An 18,343-nucleotide genomic window follows, 5' to 3' on the forward strand; every position below is an offset into this window, starting at 1 on the left:
GAGCCACATCGAAGAGTCTGTAGGCAAACGCATCGATCTGCCACAGTTCATTGACTTCGCCCCTGGCAAAGTGCCTGTAGGACTTACGCGGTCGTTTACGTGCATTGATGTCAGCGACGCCAGCCTCGTGCAACCATTGTGCGATTAAAGCTCGTGACGGTGGTTGGTCGTAGCCGAGTTCGTCGAGGAAGAAGTAGAAGATTGACCATGGGCCGCAGTCTTGGCCGCGGGCTTTTAACGTACCGCGAGCTTGCAGGACCTGTTGTCGAATCTTGTCATCGTAGACCCGTCGTGGGTTCAGCGGTGCCGTGCTGTCCGGCACGATGCCAGCCCGCCCGCGTTCGGCGATACGTGCTTTGATGTTGTAGTACGTCTGCTTCGATACGCCGATGTTCTTGCAGAACTGCTGGACCGTGATGCCCTCACGGATGGGGTCGAAATCCGCTATCTTCTTGCGGAGAGTAATGGGAATTGCCATCCCCACATTGTCAAGAAGCCAGAGTCCAAAAAGTAGTTAGACATCCTGTCCATAAACTTCCTGGACTCCGCGTCAAAAAACTAACTGGACTCCGAGTCCAAAAAGTAAATGGACTCCGAGTCCAAAAAGTCACTAGACATCACATCCTTAGCCCGATAGTCCCGCTAGGGCCGTGATTGCTACGACCGTGTTATTTGCAATGTGAATGCACAGGGGAGCGGTAAGTGTCTTGAACCAGAGGCGTGCTAGCACCAAAAAGGTGCCAAAGAATGCGATGTAGAGCATTACTGCGGGGATGCCGTGTGCGAGGGCGAAGACAGCGACGGTGATAAGCGCTGCTGCCCAGGTGGGCATGGAATTTTGCAGCCAATCCAATAGGACGCGGCGAAAGGCCACCTCTTCTACGAGGGGAATGACAAGCGCGGTGCTGAGTACCACCATGATGGTGGCGGCGGGGCTGATCTTTAGGCCGGCGGAAAGGTTATTGCCGGCTGGTTCGCTGCCCAGGAGTGCATTGACGGCACCCGTGGCCGCACCAGAGCCCAGGATGGCGAGGGGAATCCACCACAGCAGGTGCCATAAGGAATGCTCGGCTTTCACAAACCCGGCATCGCGCCACGACCAGCCCAAGCGGCGGGAAAATCCGTACCAGACCGTTCCCAAGCCGAAGAAGGCACCGCCGACGGCGATGCCAAAGGCGACCCAGGAACCGCTCTTTGTAATGAGGCCACAGGCGATGCCAATGAGTGCCGCACCGGCAAATGTGGCGACGACGCTGGCCACGGCCCACCCCAGGTGATCTGCGCGAACGGTGGGGGAGAGCTGTGAGCGCTGTAGTTGGTCCGGCATGCTAGGCAGTATAGTAGGACAACCTCGGTGCGAGCTGTGGCGCGGCCTAGTCCGGTTGCAATACCAGCGTCAGGTTGGATACGGCGAATTCGCGCAGGCCAGGAACCTTAGTCAGCCACCACGCCCAGCTGGGGTGGTAGCGCGGAAAGGCGAGCTTTAGCGCGCCGGTGGACTCGGCCCAGGTGAGGCCTGCGGAGCAGGGGACATTAAATAGTGAGGTGCCAAAGACATTCTTGGGCGGGTGCCCGTGGCGGCGGGTATAGCGGTCGCGGGCGAAGGCGCCGCCTATGTAGTGCTCCCACAGCCCGGTTTCGTGGCCGCCGAAGGGGCCGAGCCAGACGGTATAGCTCATGATGCACAGGCCACCGGGTCGGGTAACGCGCAACATTTCTTTACCCATATCCCACGGGCGGGGGATGTGTTCGGCGACATTAGAGGAATAAACCACATCGAAGGAATCGTCCGCGAAGGGCAGGCGCGTGCCATCGCCACGCACGGAATTGCTGAGGCGGATATTGGCAGCGGACATTTCCCCGGCATCGGGCTCAAGGCCAACGTAGGACGCGCCGCGGTCCGCGAAGGCGGCGGCAAAATAGCCGGGGCCGCCGCCTACGTCGAGCACGAGGGCATCGGCAAGCGGCACGCTCAAGTCGCGGCCCAAGTTTTCCACCAGCGTGGCCGTATCTTCTGCCAGGCCGCCGTAGAAAAGATCGGGGCGGGTTTGCTCGAAGCGGAAAGAGCGCAGCAGCGCCCAGGAGCGGGAGAGCGTGGCCATGTCGCGGGTGTGTTTCATAAACCACTAGGCTAATACCCCACGATGAAAATTCTTTTACTATGCTGGCGCGATTCCACCCACCCGCAGGGCGGTGGCTCCGAGCGTTACCTCGAACGCGTGGGGGAGTACCTAGCGGCGCAGGGCCACGAGGTGGTCTTTCGCACCTCTAAGCACATGAATGCGGCGCGCCGGGAAGTCCGGGGTGGCGTGCGCTATAGCCGCGGCGGTGCCAAGTTTGGCGTGTACCCGCGCGCGTGGGCGGCCATCGCGGCCGGGAGAATGGGCCTGGGGGATCTGCGCGGTATCGACGCGGTCATCGATACCCAAAACGGCATTCCCTTCTTCGCGCGGTTGATTTCCGGCGCGCCGACGGTGCTACTTACCCACCATTGCCACCGCGAGCAATGGCCCGTGGCTGGTCCGGTGCTCGGGCGGCTGGGCTGGTTCTTGGAATCGCGCGTGGCACCGCGGGTATATCGGGATTCGACCTACGTCACGGTCTCGCAGGCCTCGCGCGAGGATTTGGAGGCGCTCGGCATTGACGGCGCGCGGATCATCGCCAATGGCCTAGACCCCATTCCGGCGCACGTACCTTCCCTCGAGCGCGAGGCGGATAAGCACCTGGTGACACTCTCGCGGTTAGTCCCACACAAGCAGATCGAGCACGCCATGGATACGGTGGCGCGCACGCCGGGCGCGGTTTTGGATGTGATTGGCTCGGGCTGGTGGGAGTCGAATTTGCGCGATTATGCCGAAAAGCTCGGCGTGACGGATCGCGTGCGTTTTCGCGGCCAGGTGACGGAAGACTATAAGCACGCCTTGCTCGCGCGTGCCGATGCCCACCTCATGCCCTCCCACAAAGAGGGCTGGGGCCTTGCCGTCATGGAGGCCGCCCAACATGGGGTACCCACAGTGGGTTATGCATTTGGCCTGCGCGATAGCGTAATCGATGGCGAGACCGGAATCCTTGTAGAAGAAGAGGGTGACTTCGTGGCGGCCACCCAGGAGTTACTGGAGAACGCGGAGTTGCGACGGCGCCTAGGGTCTAATGCCCGAGAGTTTGCCGCGCGCTTTTCGTGGGAGAAGACCGGCGCTGCCTTTGCGCAATTGCTCCAAGGCTTAGTAGCGGGGAAGCCATCCACAGGGAGGTAAGTGCCCACGGCAGCTCGGGGCGCGGGGCGTTGGTCTCTGCGGCGATGGCGCCATCGACCACCACGACGCCCACCCCAAGTTCCGCAAGGCCTGCCATATCGCGGTCCTGCCAGGCGCGCAGCGCCGCGCGGTACTGCGGTGAGGCCTGATCGATGACTTCACCGTCCACGCTGAGCTCGCCGGATTCCACCATCGGCACCGCCTTGGAATAGGGATCGACCGCGACCCCCGGGGTGGCTTCCCGATGCGCACCGCCATCCCCCGTGGGAACCTCCACCAAATTGGGCCGTTCGGGGAAAAACGCCAGGCGTCCGTCGATATCGCGCACCAACTGCTCATCCACCCCGGTATCGCGGGGAGAAAGTACGGCAAGGCGGGACGGGGCGGGAAGAATCTGAATCGTGGCGGCCACCAGTGCCAGCGCGGCCGGAATCTGCGGCAGCGCACCGATGGACGCCACGTATAGCGGCAGCGCGAGCATCGTGAGTTTGTGGCTATCGCGCAAAAGACCGGCCCCTGGAACGTAATCGATGGCCCATTCCAGCATGCCTGGCAAGAGCCAACATGCCAGCGCCCCGCCGAGTCCCAGCGCGGCCAGGACGGTCAAGCGCGCCGGAACGCGGTGCGCGCCCGCCAGCGCGAGAACTGCGACGAAAAGGCCGAACACGGCCAGGCCAAGGGCGGCCTCGCCATTCCAGATTCCGCCAAGCCGCAAGAGCGCGCCCACCGTGCCCACGTGTTCTTCTGCGCGCGGGGAAAAGGCCGCGACGGCGGCTGCGGCATCGCCGGGCACGCTGGGTTGGAAGAGACCTGGAACCAGCCACGGCAGCCACAAGAGGCAGCCCGCCAGGGCCACGCGCTTCCGGCAGGTAAACAGGGCGGTGACCACCGCAAATAACCCGCCGGTGGGGGTAAGCGATGCTCCCCACATGGCCAGCCATGCCAGCCAGCTGTGGCGGCGCCCCGCCCAGGCGATGACCGGGAGTAACCAGGCCGCAATGGCCAAGGACCACTGGCCTTGCAGGAGGCGTTCGATGACAAAGGGATTGGCCACCGCGATGGTCATCGCGGCCAGCGCCGCTACCGTGGTGCGAGACCACAGCGCGGCGGTGAGAGCGGCGGCCCCAGCAGCGGTAAAGATAAGGACCCGGGCGGTCCACGCGCCGCCGAGTAATGCCAAAAACCCATCTTGTGGTGCGTTGCGGGCTGGCAGGCTTCCCGCACCCAGCGCGGATGGGGTAAGCCCCGGATCGTTTAAGAGCACCATATCGCGCCAGAGGAATTCACCGGGCAGTGCGAAGGGCCAGCACACCGCGGCCACGAGAAGAATTCCCCACAGCCCGAGGAGGATGCGCCTAGGCGTGTGCGGCATCATGGGCGTCACGGTGGCGGCGCATGTACTGGTAGGCGGCGAAAATGAGCAGGGAAACGCCGATGGCCTTGCCCAGCCAGCCAACGGCCATCAGCCCCCGGATGGCGTAGATTACCGGGCGGACCTCAGCGAGGCGTTCCGAGCGGGTATCCTCTGACCATCGGAAATCCCCGGCCAGCACGGAGCGATCCTCTGTGTCATCCTCTGCGATCAGGGTTCCCGCCTGCTGGATATCGGTGGCGAAAAAGACCTTGACGTTTTCCCGGACATCCACGATGGTGCCGGTGGTGGGCTCGACCGAAATATCGCGGCCTACGGTATAAAAGGGCTCGACAATAACGGTCGCATCCGCATCCAAGTCCAAAAGCTCGCGCGATTGGCGGTCATAAAAACGGCTTGCGGGACCCTTCAACTGGAAATCGCCGGATTTCAGCTCGTCCGTTTTAGTGGTGCTATCTAGCCCCGCGCTGATATTGCTAAAGGTGTTTTTCAGCGGCAGCGGCTGTAAATCCTGGTGATAGGAATAGATGGGGATGCCATCCACCTTGGAGTCACCGGTAAAGTCTATCGGCGTGGATTCCTGCGCCAGGAAATCAAAAAATGGGTAGGAGCGCTGCTCCGTGCCGGAGGGGAAGAAATAGGTGAGGCCGTCTCGCTCGAAGTCTTCCCGGGTTAGACCGGCGTTGAACTCGGGTAGGGCGAGGGCCCATTTATTGACCGGATTCGCCACTGGGAACGTGGATTCGCGGTTGAGCACCGAGTGCTGATCAACAGTGGCGATTTCCTCTTGGGAGTCCCCGTCTTTTCCAGCCAGCAGGCTGGTTACGGAATCGGTGGTGGCGATGGTGTCATCATCGTCCACCTCGCCGGTGGTAATGGTGCGCTCCAAGGTCAGCGGCCCGTGGTACTGGTAGCACCACATCGGGGCGGATTTGTCGGCGCAGCGCGGGTCATCGCCGGATGCGGTAGCGGGGGCTTCACCGTCCATGAGGGCGCGCACGTCCATCCATACCGCGTCGGTGGGCCCGCTGGAGGTGGAAAAATCTTGATCCAAGCTCAGCGGGCGGGTCCGGTTATTGTAGAGGGTCGGGGCGAGGGTACCAATGAGGAGGAAAATGATTGCGGCAATGACAACCCACGTCCGTGGCGAGCGTGGCCAAAGGTAGCGGCTCATTGCAGTACTATATCCAATCAGTTTCAGGTTTCCGGGGTAAAGGAGCAAGCGTGCGCACGCAGGCATCTGTGAAAAGACTACCCCAGCACCTGCCGGAGCTAGACGGCCTACGCGCGGTTGCCGCATTAGGGATTATTGTCACCCACGTATCCTTCCAAACCGGCACCGGGTGGGGATTTGCCGGGCGTTTCGATTTCTTCGTCGCCGTCTTCTTCGCCCTCAGCGCCTTTTTATTGTGGCGCCGGCGGGGGCTGCACACGGCGCGCGGCTATGCCCATTCCCGCATCGCGCGCTTGGCACCGGCCTATTATGCCTGCGTGGTATCGGTTTTGCTGCTGCTTCCCGATGCCCACTCCATCACCCCCACCCAGATCCTCGCCAACCTGACCTCCACGCAGATCTATGTGGCCGATGGCCTTGCCCCGGGCCTTACCCACCTCTGGTCCCTCTGCGTGGAGTTTTTCTTTTACCTGGTACTACCGCTTCTGGTGTGGGCCCTTGGCAGCCTGCCGCAGCGCTGGCGCATGGCCGTTATCGCCGGTGCCGCGGTGGCGAGCTGGGGGTGGGGATTTATCCCCTTTGTCGCGGACTACAGCGAAGACCAGGTCAACTCGCAAATCTGGCCGCCGGCCTATGCCTCCTGGTTCGCGGTCGGCATGCTGGCGGCGGAGGTGGAAGAAAGGGGCATCGGCGAGCGCACGGCGCGCCTCCTGCAGGTGCGCTGGGCCTGGGTTGTGCTGTCTGGGCTAGTGCTATGGGTGGCGAGCCGGGACTGGTTTGGCCCGGCCGGGCTGGTGCATCCGGAGCCGGCGGAATTTGCCCGCCGCATCATCGCCGGGGCGGTATTCGCGGCCTGCGTGGTGGTGCCGGTGGCCCTGGTTCCACGCGGAACCTCGTGGCTTACATCGCCGCTGATGCAGGCGCTGGGCGCGTGGTCCTATTCCATTTTCTTGTGGCACGTGGCGGTGCTCGCCGTGGCCTTCCCGCTAACCGGGGTGGCGCTGTTTAGCGGGAAACCGCTGGATTTTTGGGTGATCCTTGCCGTCACTGTGGTGGGGACCGTTGTGGTTTCTGCGGCGAGCTATACGCTTATCGAGCGCCCGGGCCGCGACCTTCTGATGGGCCGGGGCCGGGTCCGGGGCCGGGGCCGTCGGCGGCGAAAAGGCAGGCCAGCCCCGCGGCACATAAGCACATAAGCAGCACGGAATCGCCGGCATAGGCCCCTGAGGTCCATGGGGCTCGGGCAAGGACGGCCCCGGCCGCCGCTACCACGCCGCTGGCAAAATAAGCCCGCGGAATGGTGGTCCAGCGCACGATGAGCCAGGCGGCCATGCCCGCAAGCGCCGCCGGCCATCCCACCATTGCCAGGCAGGCCAGCGAATACACCGCAGAGGCCATGCCGCCAGGATGCGGGTGCCAGGTGGGCTGCGGGCTACGGCGCGCGGCGAAAAGCAGGCAGAACCCCAGCGTGGCCAGGCCGAGTGCGCCGCCAAAGAGCAGGGCGGCGCGGTAGGCAGGCTGCGCCTTAAAGGTCATGCGGAATTCCCCATGCGTGCCCGCCGGGATGATAAACGCCTGGGTGGCGGCATCGATCTCGTACGGGGTGAGCTCGGTATCGCCTATAAATCCGCGCAGGCCCTTATTAAAGGCGCGGCCGGTAATGAGCAGGCGCTCATCTCCTGCAGCAGCGATGGAAAAATCGGTGAGGCGATAATCGCTCGGCGGGGACCAGCCCTTCTCCGTCATTGACACCCACGCGCCGGTGGTGCGCACGCGGTGGACGCCGGGCTCAAGGGTCAGGGTGCTGCCGGGGGAGTACCGGTGGGAATCGATAAGCACCGGCTTGGTGGAATCCACCGTGACCTCCATGCGGCGCGGCACGGTGACATCGCGAATGAGCACGCCGGTATCGTGCACCAGCTGCTGGAAGAAGAATTGGTGCACATTCGGCGAGGTATCCGGCACGGTGACCACGCGCTCGATGGGATGGCCTTCTACCTCCAGTTCCGCGATGCCGGTGCGGTGGGATAATTCCACGCGGATGGCCTGCGAATCCCCGCCGGGCACGCGCACCGTCTGGGAGCGGAAGGGCTGCAGATCCACCTCTACTGCAGCGCCACCCGAGCGCACCGTGACCGTGGTGGAGCTGGTGGCCATGAGTTTCAGTCGTGGTTGGCTAAAGTCACCGCGCAGCTCGATCCAGCCCTCATCATCGCCGGGTGCGGGCCACCAGGCGGTGGAATTTTCCCCATCGACTGCCGCGGTGGCGGACTTTTCCGGCTGGGCTCCACCGAAGGCGGTGGCATCGGCAGCGGAAGAAGAGACCTCGACATCGCCGCCGTGGGTATTCACGGTGGTCAGCGGGCCGGCGGAGGGATAATCGCGCAGGCGGTTATAAACGTGGCTGGGATCGTCTGTGGACAGCGGCGCCGAGGCGGCTCCGTGGAGCGTACCGTAATTGCGATCCACCAGCGTGGGAGTATCGGTGACGATATCGGCGTCCCCTTCCACCAGCTCGCGGGCGGCGGGGCCATCGTGGGAATCGAGGAAGGCCAGCGCCTCGCCGCCACCGGCCACGCGGACGGTATCGGCTGAGGTCAGGGCCATGGAATGCTGCTCGAGCAGGATCACATCAACCTCGCCAAAAGTATGCACGTCACCGCCAAATTTACTGCTCAAGGTGTCATTATCGGCGGCAAAGAGATCGTGGCGTACCATCACCGCGCCGATGCCCAGGCGCTGCAAGGCGCGCACGCCGCTGTCCGGGTCCTCCTCTAGCGCTGCCATCACCCCGTCGAGTCCACGGATGGCCTCCGGCGGCACAAGGGGAATGGCATCGCGGACGGCCCAGGGGACATCAAGAAGCGGCTGCGCCGGCTCATCGCGGGTCCAACCCCACTCTTGGCGGGCGAAGGAGGCCTCGGGATAGATCAGGGTGCGGGTATTTTCTGCATGCTCGTTGATGTAATCCGTGGCCTCGTGCCAATAGTCCGGCACCTCGTCATAGGCGCCTAGGGGCAGCAGACGCTGCGACCACGCTGGGGAGAGGGCGCTGATGCACACGAGCAGCACCAGCGCGCCCACCGTCTGTTTCTTGGTGGGGCGCAGGCCGGTGGGCAGCGGCAGGCGCTGACAGGCGCGGGCAAAGCCCAACAGCAGCGGGATGCGCACCAGCGGATCGAATTTGTGCAGGTTGCGCAGGGGTGCTAGCACGCCATCGAGCGCGTCGAGGTACCACGCCGCCTGGCAGCCTAAAATCGCCACGCCGGTAATCAGCATGATGGACCATACGCGGGGCAGCCGGCACAGGCCATACATGCCTATCGCGGCCACGGCCATGGTGATAAGGACAAAGAAGGCAGAGGTCGCGAGCTCGTTGCCGGCGATGCGCTCGGCATCCGCAAAGGGCGACCAGCTCGTTGTTCCGCGCAGGATCTCCGGCAGGTTCAGCCACCGGGTGGTCACGCGGGAGGACTCGATAAATTCCGTAAACGGTGGGGCGTAGCGGCCCAAGATTAAAAGCGGGCCAATCCACCACGCGGATACGCACAAGCAGCCAAGCAGCCAGGCCGCGCCGGGCTTGAAGGCGCGGCGGTAGGCCACGATGACAAGCGCCGGGGTGCACGCCGCGAGCGTGGCGGTGGCGTTGACCGCGCCCATCAGCGCCACGGGAATCGTGGCGGCGGCAGCATCGCGCCAGGTGAGTTTTTCCCGCAGGAAGGGCAGGATGACCCACGGGGCTAACATGACGGGCCAGGTTTCAGAAGAAATGGCCGTCAGCGTGGAGAGCGAGCGCGGGGACAGCGCATAGAGCATCGCCGCTACCCAGACCCACCGGCCGCGCAGGCCTATCCGGGTGGCCAGTTTATGAAAGCCGATAAAGCCCACGCTTAAGACCAACAGCCACCACAGGCGTTGGGCTATCCAATCCGGCAGGGGCTCGGTTAAAACAAAAAAGGGGCCCTGCGGGAAGAGGTAGCCGTAGGCCTGGTTCTGCAGCTGGCCTAGGGTAAAGATATCGGTATAGGCATCGAGCGCGCCGCGCAGGAAGTGCCGCGGGTTGGCGGCCAGATCGTGTTTGGTATCGGCTGCGGTCAGCCCCCACGGTTGTACCGCGAGGATCAGCGCTAAGGCAATAATGCCGAGCGGGTAGGGCCGGGCAAGGCGCGCGCAGCGGTGGCGCAGGGCGCGGGCTAGTGCGCGGTAGCGGTGTACATAGGAACCGCCGTGTGGGCCGCGGGGGAGCTGATCGGTCCGGTCATGCACGCCGGTGCGCCCATCTAATTGCGGGAACCGTATTCAGGCCCACCCAGCACCGCATCATCGGGGGAGACCGCATTGCCCTCGGGCACGGTATCGCTGCCGGAGAACTGGGCGATGCCAATGATGGTGATAATGCCCAGGGCGATGCCCACAACAGCGCTACCCACGGCGGGGCCGAGGGTGCGCTTGTTTAAAGAATCGGATTCCAGAGCCATGGCTAAAGATACTAGCAGCTACTTAGAAGTATTCCGGATCGTCATCTTCCGCGTCTTCGTCGTTTTCTTGTGGGACGATAAAGACGGGCAGGCCCGCATTGCGCACGATCTGGTCCGCCGTGGAGTTGGTCCACCAGGCGCGAAAGCCGGTGAGCGCGCGGGTGCCGGTCACGATGACATCCACGTCGAGCTCGTGCGCGGCATCCACGATGGCCGAAGAGATGGTGGTGGCGGATTCCACGAGGTGCGCGCGGCCGGCCAGGCCGAGGTTCTCTGCCAATTGGGTGCCCTGGCGGCAGATCTTCAGCGCCTCTTCGTAAGCCGGATCGTCTTCCACGCTATCGGGGGACACGGTGGATTGGTGCATGCCCGTGCGGCTGACGGCGCGCGCGGTTTGGCGGGCCACCGGCTCCCACGCGGTGAGGATTTCCACCGTGGAGGGGCGCAAAAGCTGGGCGGCGTACTCCAAGGCGCGGTCGGCGCGTTCGGTGCCATCATAGGCAATTAACATTGTTTTGCCGTTACTCATGTCACTAGTCTACCGGCCGCTTGGGACAGTTCGCGAGGAATCCTGCACACTGGAAGGCATGACATATTCCCGCATCATTGTCAGTTTGGGCCTCGTGGCGGTGCTCAGCGCCTGCTCTAATTCCGCCTCGGACGAGGACAAGTCGCACGAATCTGCGGCTCCCGCGTCCTCGTCACCCGGTACCTCCGCGCCTGCCACCGAGACTGCCCCGGCCCCGGCACCAGCGCCGGCGCCCGAGGATATTCGCGCCACCGCCGCCTCGGTGCTTATGCCGCCGGCGACCAGCTATGAGGACGCCAAGGCCAAGCTGGAGGCCGGCGTGGGAGGCATCTTCATCCCGAGCTGGGCGGATCCCGGTTTGCTGGAAGAAGAGGGCCGCAATATTAACGCCCTGCGCGCGGAACTAGGCTGCGATTTTGAGGTCGCCATCGACTTTGAGGGCGGGCGCGTGCAGCGTTTTTCTGAAATTTTGGGCGAATACCCCTCCGCGCAGCAGATGGCGGCGGAAAACTCGCCGGAGCAGGTGGAACAGCTGGCGGGGGACATCGGCAAGCGGCTCATGGACTACGGCATCAACGTGGACTTCGCGCCGGTGCTCGATGTCGATGGCGATGGCCTTGAGGTCGTGGGTGACCGCGCCTTTTCCACCGACCCTGCCCAGGCCGGTGATTATGGTGCCGCCTTTGCCCGCGGGCTGGATGCAGCCGGGGTCAAGGCCGTATTCAAGCATTTCCCGGGCCACGGCCGCGCCTCGGGCGATACCCACCTGGCGGAGGCCATTACCCCGCCGCTGGAAGAGCTCGAAAACCACGAGTTTATTCCCTTCCAAAACGCCATTCCCGCCGCGCCGAATGCGGCGCTGATGATGGGGCACCTCGCGGTCCCGGGCCTGGGCGATGGCCAGACCCCAGCCTCCATCCTGCCGGAGGCCTACGGCCTTGCCCGCGAGGCCTTGCAGTATGACGGCACCATCTATACCGATGACATTGGCGGCATGGCGGCCATTTCGGATTCGCTGCCGCTTGCCGATGCCGTCATTACCTCCCTCGCCGCCGGCGCCGACATGCCCCTGTGGTCCACCGAGGCCGATATCAACGCCGTGATCGATGCCGTCGTGGGCGCAGTCGATGAGGGCAGATTGAACCCTGAGCGCCTTGGTGAAGCCGCCCACCATGTGCACACTGGGGACAGCGACTAGGAAAAACGCCCCTGCACCCGTTAACCTTTAAAGCGTGAAGAAGGCAGAAGGAAAAAACGGTGCAAAGGGCTGGCTCATCACGCTTGGCGTGATCGTGGGTTTTGTCCTCATTGCGGGCATCGCTTATGCCTGGGATGTCATAGCAAATCAGGACAAGATCCCGCGCAGCGTCTCCGTTGGCGGCGTGGATATCTCCGCCATGGAGCGCACCGCCGCCGTGGCCAAGCTTGAGGACGAGCTCACTGGTGTCGAAACCCAGCCCGTGACCGTGACCGCCGGCGAACTGCAGTCTGATTTTATCCCTGCCGAATCCGGCCTGGCCCTGGATAACCAGGCCGCCGTCGATGGCATTGAGGAGCCTTCGCTCAACCCGATTACCCGCCTGGCCAGCTTCTTTCGCTCTACCGAAGATATCCCGGTAGAAACCGAGGTAGACGATAATAAGCTGCAGCCCACCCTTGACCGCGTAAAAGACGAGCTTTCTACAGAGCCGGTCGACGGCATGCTGGAGCTTAATGATGGTCAGCTCAAGGTCACCGATCCCACGTTGGGGCAGACCGTAGAAGGCACCGAATTGCACGATGCGGTGGCAGCGAATTGGCTCGATAAGGCTGGCGTGCAGGTGGAGCCGGAAGAAATTGAGCCGGCCATTAATGACGAGGCCATTGAAAAGATGCGTACCGGTGACGCCGCCAAGGCCCTGGATAATCCGTTGACCTTGAAGGCCCAAAATAACGTAACCGCCACGCTAAATAAGCCGGAGATTTCCCAGTTCACCAGCATTGAGAAAAAGGATGGTCGGCTGCACCTAGTGGTTGATAGCAACCGCGCGCAGCAATTGCTGCAAGAGCGCACCGATGGCGCCGATGTGCCTGGCGTGAACGCCAAAGTGAAATTCGCTGGTGGTTCCAAGCAGGTCACGCCCTCCCAGGACGGCGAGATTATTGACTGGAAGCCAACCATGGAAGGCTTTGATAAGCGCGTGACTGGCGATGACCGCGAGTGGGACGCAACCTACAAGCCTGACCCGGCCGATTTCACCACCGAGGACGCCGAAAACGCGACGTTTAACGATACCGTGGGCGAGTTCTCCACCGGTGGCTTCTCTTCTGCCTCCGGCCGCAATATTCAGCTGGTGGCCCAAGAGGTCAACGGTGCCGTGGTGAACCCAGGTGAGACCTTCTCCCTCAATGGCTATACCGGCCCCCGCGGCACCGCGCAGGGCTATGTGGAATCCGGCATCATCATCGACGGCCATTCCGGTACCGCCGTGGGCGGTGGCATCTCCCAGTTCGCCACTACGCTATATAACGCCGCGTACTTCGCGGGCATGCAGGATACCGCGCACACCCCGCACTCGTACTACATTTCCCGTTACCCGGCCGGCCGCGAGGCTACCGTGTATGAGGGCGCCATTGACCTGCAATTTACCAATACTTTCAATACCCCAGTGCAGATCGAGACTAATTTTGGCGGCGGTGAGATCACCGTCCGCTTGAAAGGCACCAAGACGGTAGAGGTGGAATCCATTAATAACGGCCGCTGGGCCAAGACCGAACCACAGCCAATGTCTGTGCCGGGCAGCGACTGTTCGCCATCATCCGGTGCACCGGGCTTTACGACGTCCGATACCCGCATCATCAAGGATCTCAGCGGCAAGGAGCTTTCCCGCGAGACCAAGACCACGGTCTACGATCCACAACCCATCGTGCGGTGTGGTTAGCCAGTAAGCAAAGTGCGTTGCCGCTGGCCCAATCTCGGCGGCCATGCAGCGCGCACAACCCAGCGTGAGTACGACAAAGGCTCCCGCAGCGGGTGTAGTGCCATGCTGCGGGAGCCAGACTCGTTAGTCATCCGTCTTGCCTCGCAGGGGGTTGAAGGTCATGTTTTTCGTGGGGGACAACCACATCATGCTCATCTTTCACCGGTGCCACCGTGGGCACTGCGTTAATATGGACGGTCAAGTCCCGTGTAGTGGTGTAGACGTTTATGCCTCCGGCTCGGTATGAAGTTCGGGGTTTGATTAGGATGTTAGCCGGCGCCAAAGAGGCCGTCGTTATCACGGTGAAGAGTACTCCTGTGTTCAACTAGCACGCAGTCGCGACGGTAAGGATCGCTAAAGTCCTCGGGTTGTGGCCTGTGGATTGGCGATAATCATGCGAGACAATAAAAACGATTGACCAGCCCGGTTATTTTATAACGCCGGTGCACATGCATTCGACTAGGAAAAGATCTCGATAGTTATCGATGAATCGGATCATTTCCCACATTTTGGGTCGAGTTATGACGCGAAAAACTCGGGCAGCCTTCAGAAGTTCATTAGTCTCGTGTAGCTGGTGATTTACACGGTCTAGCATTGCGTTTTCGGCAGCCAAATCTTCAGGTTTGGACTCTGGTATGTCCCCGGCACTGCGGGCAGGGTTAAGTCCAAAGACGGGCCGTATGCCATGAAACCCCAACTTTGGGGCTGCTGCCTGGCACGCGGGGTGCATCGACGTATTTTCCGCCGAGATGCGATCTTCCACGAGACGGACCGGACGTTCCTTGGCATCCTGATCAAATTTCCTTGGCATGTTCCAGATTTCCCCATCTACTGAAACGGAACGATACCTGAGAAACTTTACGCTGAGGCGGTCCGTTTACGCTTCAGCAACCTGGTCTTATGCAGAATGGCAGCAACGACTCAACCTCAGTAATGCATCAGCACTCTTGGAATGCGCACGCCCCTAATAATGGTTGGCTAAGATTTAAATCTGAACAACCTCTTGACGGCTCTCAGGCGATCGGATAAGTTTCTGGAAAAGTAAGCTATCAGGGTTGGAGAATAATGTCTTTATTTCTTAGGAAAGTAGCGATAATCACCGCGGGCTTCATTGCTACTTCTACAGCTACCACTGCGACTGCAACTGCTACCGAAACGCCCACTTTCAATCTATCAACCAACCAATTAAAGTTGCCGAACTAGAACCGGGTCAAAGCGCAAGATTTGCCAAAGGTGAAGTTGCCGAAGTTCTCTTCGCAGGGTCCGAAGTTCGCAGTACCGAAGCTACCCTAACAACTATGGCTGCTGTTCCAGCACCAAATTGCATTGTAGCGCGAGCAGAAAAGGGATTCGTCCAAGTTTATAACAATTGTGGAGGAAGCGACCCACAACGAGTAAAAGTGGTGCTAGCCTTCGGGCTCGACACTCAATGCAAATCAATTCAACCAGGGACACGTACTAATATTGGCGTTGCCACAGGCCGAATCGATGGCGTTTTCCTTTGCTAACTGAGGGCTGCTGAACTATGAAAAGAGTTGTAAAAAATCACGCTGGAATCTTATCCATTCTAGTCGCACTGAGTTGTTTAGCTCCCCTAGCATATGGGCTGGGTCCAGACGACCCACGGACTAAGAATAATAGAGGGATGTATACGGTGAAGTGCCAAGTCCATCAGAATACAACAGGTAACCCAGTTGTTGGTTTCGTCATCGGAAACCATAAAAATGATCCAGAAAAGGCTGAAAAAGAAGCAAATAACTTCGTTTCCAGATTCGGTGACAATCATGCTAAGAGACACTGTAAGACAATTGGCCAATACAGGAAAAACGGTGCTTATAGCACTAACTGGACTCCAAGATAATATAGAAATATATGCTAAATAAAAGTTTAAATCCAAGCGTCCACATTTGGTGCTATATAACGAAATTCGTCTGTCCATTCGAATCTCTGCCCAAAGCGAAAGAGAAATATCAGGAAGCAGTAGAACGTGTAAGACAGTCTCATAAGGTTCTTTTAGCATCCGAACAAGCTTACCTCTTAGGCCAGACCGAGCCGATATTTAGGCTCCTTATTGATGAAATTGTCGGATTTGGAGAAGAGTTGTCGGACTCAGAGAAAGAAAATTACTCCGTTTTCATTTTCACGACCATCGTTGAGGTACCAGAAAAAGAGGAAGATGATAAAAAAGACCCAGTAATGCAAATTGCTGCAAAGCTAGAGCTAGATGCCGAAGATGATTTTCCCTCAACTTTTCCTAGTCGTACTCGATTAATCTGGATGAGCGAAAGCGGAAAAGAATCGTCAAACTGCATTATTCAATAGAACCTGTCACCGGGTGGAGAAGTATCATTATAACTCTCTATCGTGCTTGACCCCTGTTTGGTGGGCACTTGGATGCGATCTACGAAGCTAAAGGACTGCTCGACACTGTGTGGGCAGCGGTTGGTGGCCGGAGGGGGCTAAAATCGCACCAGAGAGCTAGTAAATTGGGCGAAAGACAACGAAGCGTGAAGCACCACACCGTCTGGAGTCAGCACATCGGAGACTCCTGCCTTTAATCGTCGGCTGATTCCCGGTATGCATGAGGGCAGGAGAAAAGGTGACGCGAGCACTAGCACGCAGACAGTAAAGTTCAACACCTAAAACTCCGACTCAACAGTGGTGCAGGTCTTGAACGTTCACCACTAGGAGCGGTAACTATATTACCTGTGAAATACAGTTATCACTCAATATCTAAATCCTGGAATTTATTGGAAGACTTCCCCTTGCCAGTAACTTCTCCTTTTATGTCTTTTATGTCTTGCCGTACCTCTTTTATAAAGGACACCGCTTTTGTCAGGAATAGTGTCAAGGCCACTAGTAATGCTACGGCAAATATAGAAAATATAATATCATATACCATCATAGTTGCATCAAGATAACGCTTGAGCGCGGCCTCCGGAAACCTCAAGGGTTAGAGATAGCGTCGTTGTCCATAAAACCTTCACTGCAGTTGCCTGGAAAGACATTCTAGCTGAGGCTGGAGATATATTTCGGTTCTGCCATTGTTGGGTTATTTCAAGGGAGGGCGAACTTGTAGTGTGGCCAATGGCTCTATGAATTATCGGGCTATGCATATTCCTAATCGTAGCGTTTACTTTCCCACTCTTTGCCGTTGAATAATCTGCATAGAATGAGTACGAGAAAGCGATGCCGTTGTACACAACTCGGCAGTTATCGTGTCGAACCCAGTTCAAATGATCGTAGCTTCGGCAATTGGAAATCCCGGTTCCTCTAGTAGCGTAGCTACTAGGTCCCATTTCTACCGTACTAACGGAACCATCCTGGTATATATTCTTCTTCGTTACTCGACCGTACTCCTCAGTTTCTTCACTGCGTATAGGTTCCGATTCTGGATTATCTGCGTCAATTAATTCACTATTCTCAATTTTCCCAATTAGGCGATCTTGAATTGACTTGTCGGTGATTCCATTCTGAAGAAACACGTTCCTATACTCCCGCTCGATAGACCCATCGATAGGGTTATCCAAGCTTTCCACCTCTTGCTCTTCTGTAATTGCAGGGGGAGAGATAATTGAGGAAATTGCAAGCATGCTAGAGAGAATTAATGAACAACTTTTTTCATGAAAGTTTCTTCGTATATTTAGAAAGTAAAATGTCTTTACGTTTTACATTAAGTTCAATAGTTTTCATAGGATTGTTTCTAATTTGTTACATTTCTGCGGGCGTGACATGCGCGGAGGGTGTCTCTACTGAAAACCTAGGTGCTTAGGTAGTGAGTCATGCTTGCTTAGCAAGGTGAGCTGCACGTGCCTATTGCATAGACGGAGGCCAGGATGTGGATCATGCACGCGCCTGGTCTTTCATGTGCACATAACGATGCACGGTCCCGACAGAGCAGCCGACTCCTTTAGCGATCGCACGCATAGATAGCCCTTGGTTGTGGAGCACCCGGATTTTATCGCGTTTTTCGTGCGCACGTCCGATAAACGCCTTACGAAGTTCCGATGTCTAGCGGCGAATGGTGTGGGGAGGACGACCGATTTTTAGGGCAGCTTCACGTGCGGTGAGCCTTGGAGATCGTACGCCTAGCCTTCGGGGTGCATCTGGCTTGACCATTCGGTACCTCACTTGCTGTTTCGTTGCGTTGTTGGGACCGTTTTTCGCCTGATTTTCCGCGTGCTGCTCGGATGGCGGACAATTGTTCGGGATTGAATCGTGTCCATACCCAGTGGGCGATGCTGGGGGCGAGGCGGTGGATTTCTTTTTCGGGGAGGGGGTCGCGGTGTTCTTTTTCTAGGTTGAGGTTGGCGGCGATGGCGTGTGCGTGGACAACTTCAACCCAGACGTTGATGCCGTCTGTCCAATTGCGTTTGTTCGCCCTAAAGGCCCAGCGGCGAGTACGGTCGAAGATATCCACATTGCGTCCAAAACCGGAGCTTTCCCGTGGTCGAGGGTCGTTCTAGAGGGGGCAGTGCTCCCAGGCTATCAAGGGCTTGTGGGGTTGCCCGCAAATCGTGGACACGTAGTTAAGCTGCTTAGGGGTTAAGCAGCGGCCTTCTTATTACCATTTTGA

At 59.3% G+C, this 18,343-nt stretch carries 16 protein-coding genes; 6 read left to right on the forward strand and 10 right to left on the reverse strand.

All coding sequences use genetic code 11. The features are described 5' to 3' along the window. From ABRP87_RS10065 to ABRP87_RS10075, 3 genes are all read right to left on the reverse strand, one after another. Window positions 1-478: transposase family protein (locus tag ABRP87_RS10065; protein ID WP_502879306.1), on the reverse strand; the 478-nt coding region annotated here is incomplete at its 3' end. 147 nt (window positions 479-625) lie between these two features. Continuing rightward, window positions 626-1,327, reverse strand: a complete 702-nt coding sequence (locus tag ABRP87_RS10070) for a CPBP family intramembrane glutamic endopeptidase (RefSeq protein WP_349868620.1) — start codon at window positions 1,325-1,327, stop codon at window positions 626-628. A gap of 46 nt (window positions 1,328-1,373) precedes the next feature. After that, window positions 1,374-2,120, reverse strand: a complete 747-nt coding sequence (locus tag ABRP87_RS10075; protein ID WP_349853519.1) for a class I SAM-dependent methyltransferase — start codon at window positions 2,118-2,120, stop codon at window positions 1,374-1,376. 24 nt (window positions 2,121-2,144) lie between these two features. Between ABRP87_RS10075 and ABRP87_RS10080 the strand changes: the two genes are divergently transcribed. Next, complete coding sequence (locus ABRP87_RS10080) at window positions 2,145-3,254, forward strand: glycosyltransferase family 4 protein (protein WP_349853518.1); 1,110 nt, start codon at window positions 2,145-2,147, stop codon at window positions 3,252-3,254. On the opposite strand, the gene ABRP87_RS10085 is transcribed toward ABRP87_RS10080, so the two are convergent. Together ABRP87_RS10085 and ABRP87_RS10090 are read right to left on the reverse strand one after the other, a co-directional pair. Beyond that, window positions 3,148-4,629 (reverse strand): MmpA family trehalose lipid delivery protein, encoded by a 1,482-nt coding sequence (locus ABRP87_RS10085; protein WP_349868622.1) that lies wholly within the window; start codon window positions 4,627-4,629, stop codon window positions 3,148-3,150. The two genes, ABRP87_RS10080 and ABRP87_RS10085, sit on opposite strands and share 107 nt — an antisense overlap. Beyond that, on the reverse strand, window positions 4,610-5,800 hold the full coding sequence (locus ABRP87_RS10090) for a porin PorA family protein (protein WP_349868624.1): 1,191 nt from the start codon (window positions 5,798-5,800) through the stop codon (window positions 4,610-4,612). The genes ABRP87_RS10085 and ABRP87_RS10090 overlap by 20 nt, the downstream gene beginning before the upstream one ends. A 50-nt stretch (window positions 5,801-5,850) precedes the next feature. Here ABRP87_RS10090 and ABRP87_RS10095 point away from each other — a divergent pair, with 50 nt between their 5' ends. Further along, the gene (locus ABRP87_RS10095) at window positions 5,851-6,996 is read left to right on the forward strand and encodes an acyltransferase family protein (protein WP_284772126.1); all 1,146 of its coding nucleotides are present in this window, start codon (window positions 5,851-5,853) and stop codon (window positions 6,994-6,996) included. Here the strand turns inward: ABRP87_RS10095 and ABRP87_RS10100 are convergent. The 3 genes from ABRP87_RS10100 to ABRP87_RS10110 are packed head-to-tail and all read right to left on the reverse strand — an operon-like array spanning window position 6,890 to window position 10,807. Then, window positions 6,890-10,066, reverse strand: a complete 3,177-nt coding sequence (locus tag ABRP87_RS10100) for an alpha-(1->3)-arabinofuranosyltransferase domain-containing protein (protein ID WP_349868626.1) — start codon at window positions 10,064-10,066, stop codon at window positions 6,890-6,892. The genes ABRP87_RS10095 and ABRP87_RS10100 overlap by 107 nt on opposite strands. A 14-nt stretch (window positions 10,067-10,080) precedes the next feature. After that, a complete protein-coding gene (locus ABRP87_RS10105) occupies window positions 10,081-10,278 on the reverse strand; it encodes a DUF2613 domain-containing protein (RefSeq protein ID WP_284831214.1) in 198 nt (65 codons plus the stop codon). A 22-nt stretch (window positions 10,279-10,300) separates the two neighbouring features. Then, on the reverse strand, window positions 10,301-10,807 hold the full coding sequence (locus ABRP87_RS10110; protein ID WP_034657804.1) for a universal stress protein: 507 nt from the start codon (window positions 10,805-10,807) through the stop codon (window positions 10,301-10,303). Between the two features lie 58 nt (window positions 10,808-10,865). Between ABRP87_RS10110 and ABRP87_RS10115 the strand changes: the two genes are divergently transcribed. From ABRP87_RS10115 to ABRP87_RS10125, 4 genes are all read left to right on the forward strand, one after another. Beyond that, the gene (locus ABRP87_RS10115; protein WP_349868628.1) at window positions 10,866-12,005 is read left to right on the forward strand and encodes a glycoside hydrolase family 3 N-terminal domain-containing protein; all 1,140 of its coding nucleotides are present in this window, start codon (window positions 10,866-10,868) and stop codon (window positions 12,003-12,005) included. Window positions 12,006-12,039: 34 nt separating this feature from the next. Further along, window positions 12,040-13,728: a VanW family protein gene (locus ABRP87_RS10120; RefSeq protein ID WP_349868630.1), complete on the forward strand. Its 1,689-nt coding sequence runs from the start codon at window positions 12,040-12,042 to the stop codon at window positions 13,726-13,728. Between the two features lie 1,337 nt (window positions 13,729-15,065). Continuing rightward, a complete protein-coding gene (locus tag ABRP87_RS11280; RefSeq protein WP_502879307.1) occupies window positions 15,066-15,275 on the forward strand; it encodes an alpha-amylase inhibitor in 210 nt (69 codons plus the stop codon). Between the two features lie 364 nt (window positions 15,276-15,639). Then, complete coding sequence (locus tag ABRP87_RS10125; protein WP_349868632.1) at window positions 15,640-16,089, forward strand: hypothetical protein; 450 nt, start codon at window positions 15,640-15,642, stop codon at window positions 16,087-16,089. A 1,521-nt stretch (window positions 16,090-17,610) separates the two neighbouring features. Here the strand turns inward: ABRP87_RS10125 and ABRP87_RS10130 are convergent. Continuing rightward, window positions 17,611-17,754 (reverse strand): helix-turn-helix domain-containing protein, encoded by a 144-nt coding sequence (locus tag ABRP87_RS10130; RefSeq protein WP_156904645.1) that lies wholly within the window; start codon window positions 17,752-17,754, stop codon window positions 17,611-17,613. A 70-nt stretch (window positions 17,755-17,824) separates the two neighbouring features. Beyond that, complete coding sequence (locus tag ABRP87_RS10135; protein WP_023024206.1) at window positions 17,825-18,187, reverse strand: primase C-terminal domain-containing protein; 363 nt, start codon at window positions 18,185-18,187, stop codon at window positions 17,825-17,827. Window positions 18,188-18,343: the final 156 nt, after the last annotated feature.

It is taken from the genome of Corynebacterium sp. KPL2830, from assembly GCF_040225635.1.
Lineage (GTDB): Bacteria > Actinomycetota > Actinomycetes > Mycobacteriales > Mycobacteriaceae > Corynebacterium.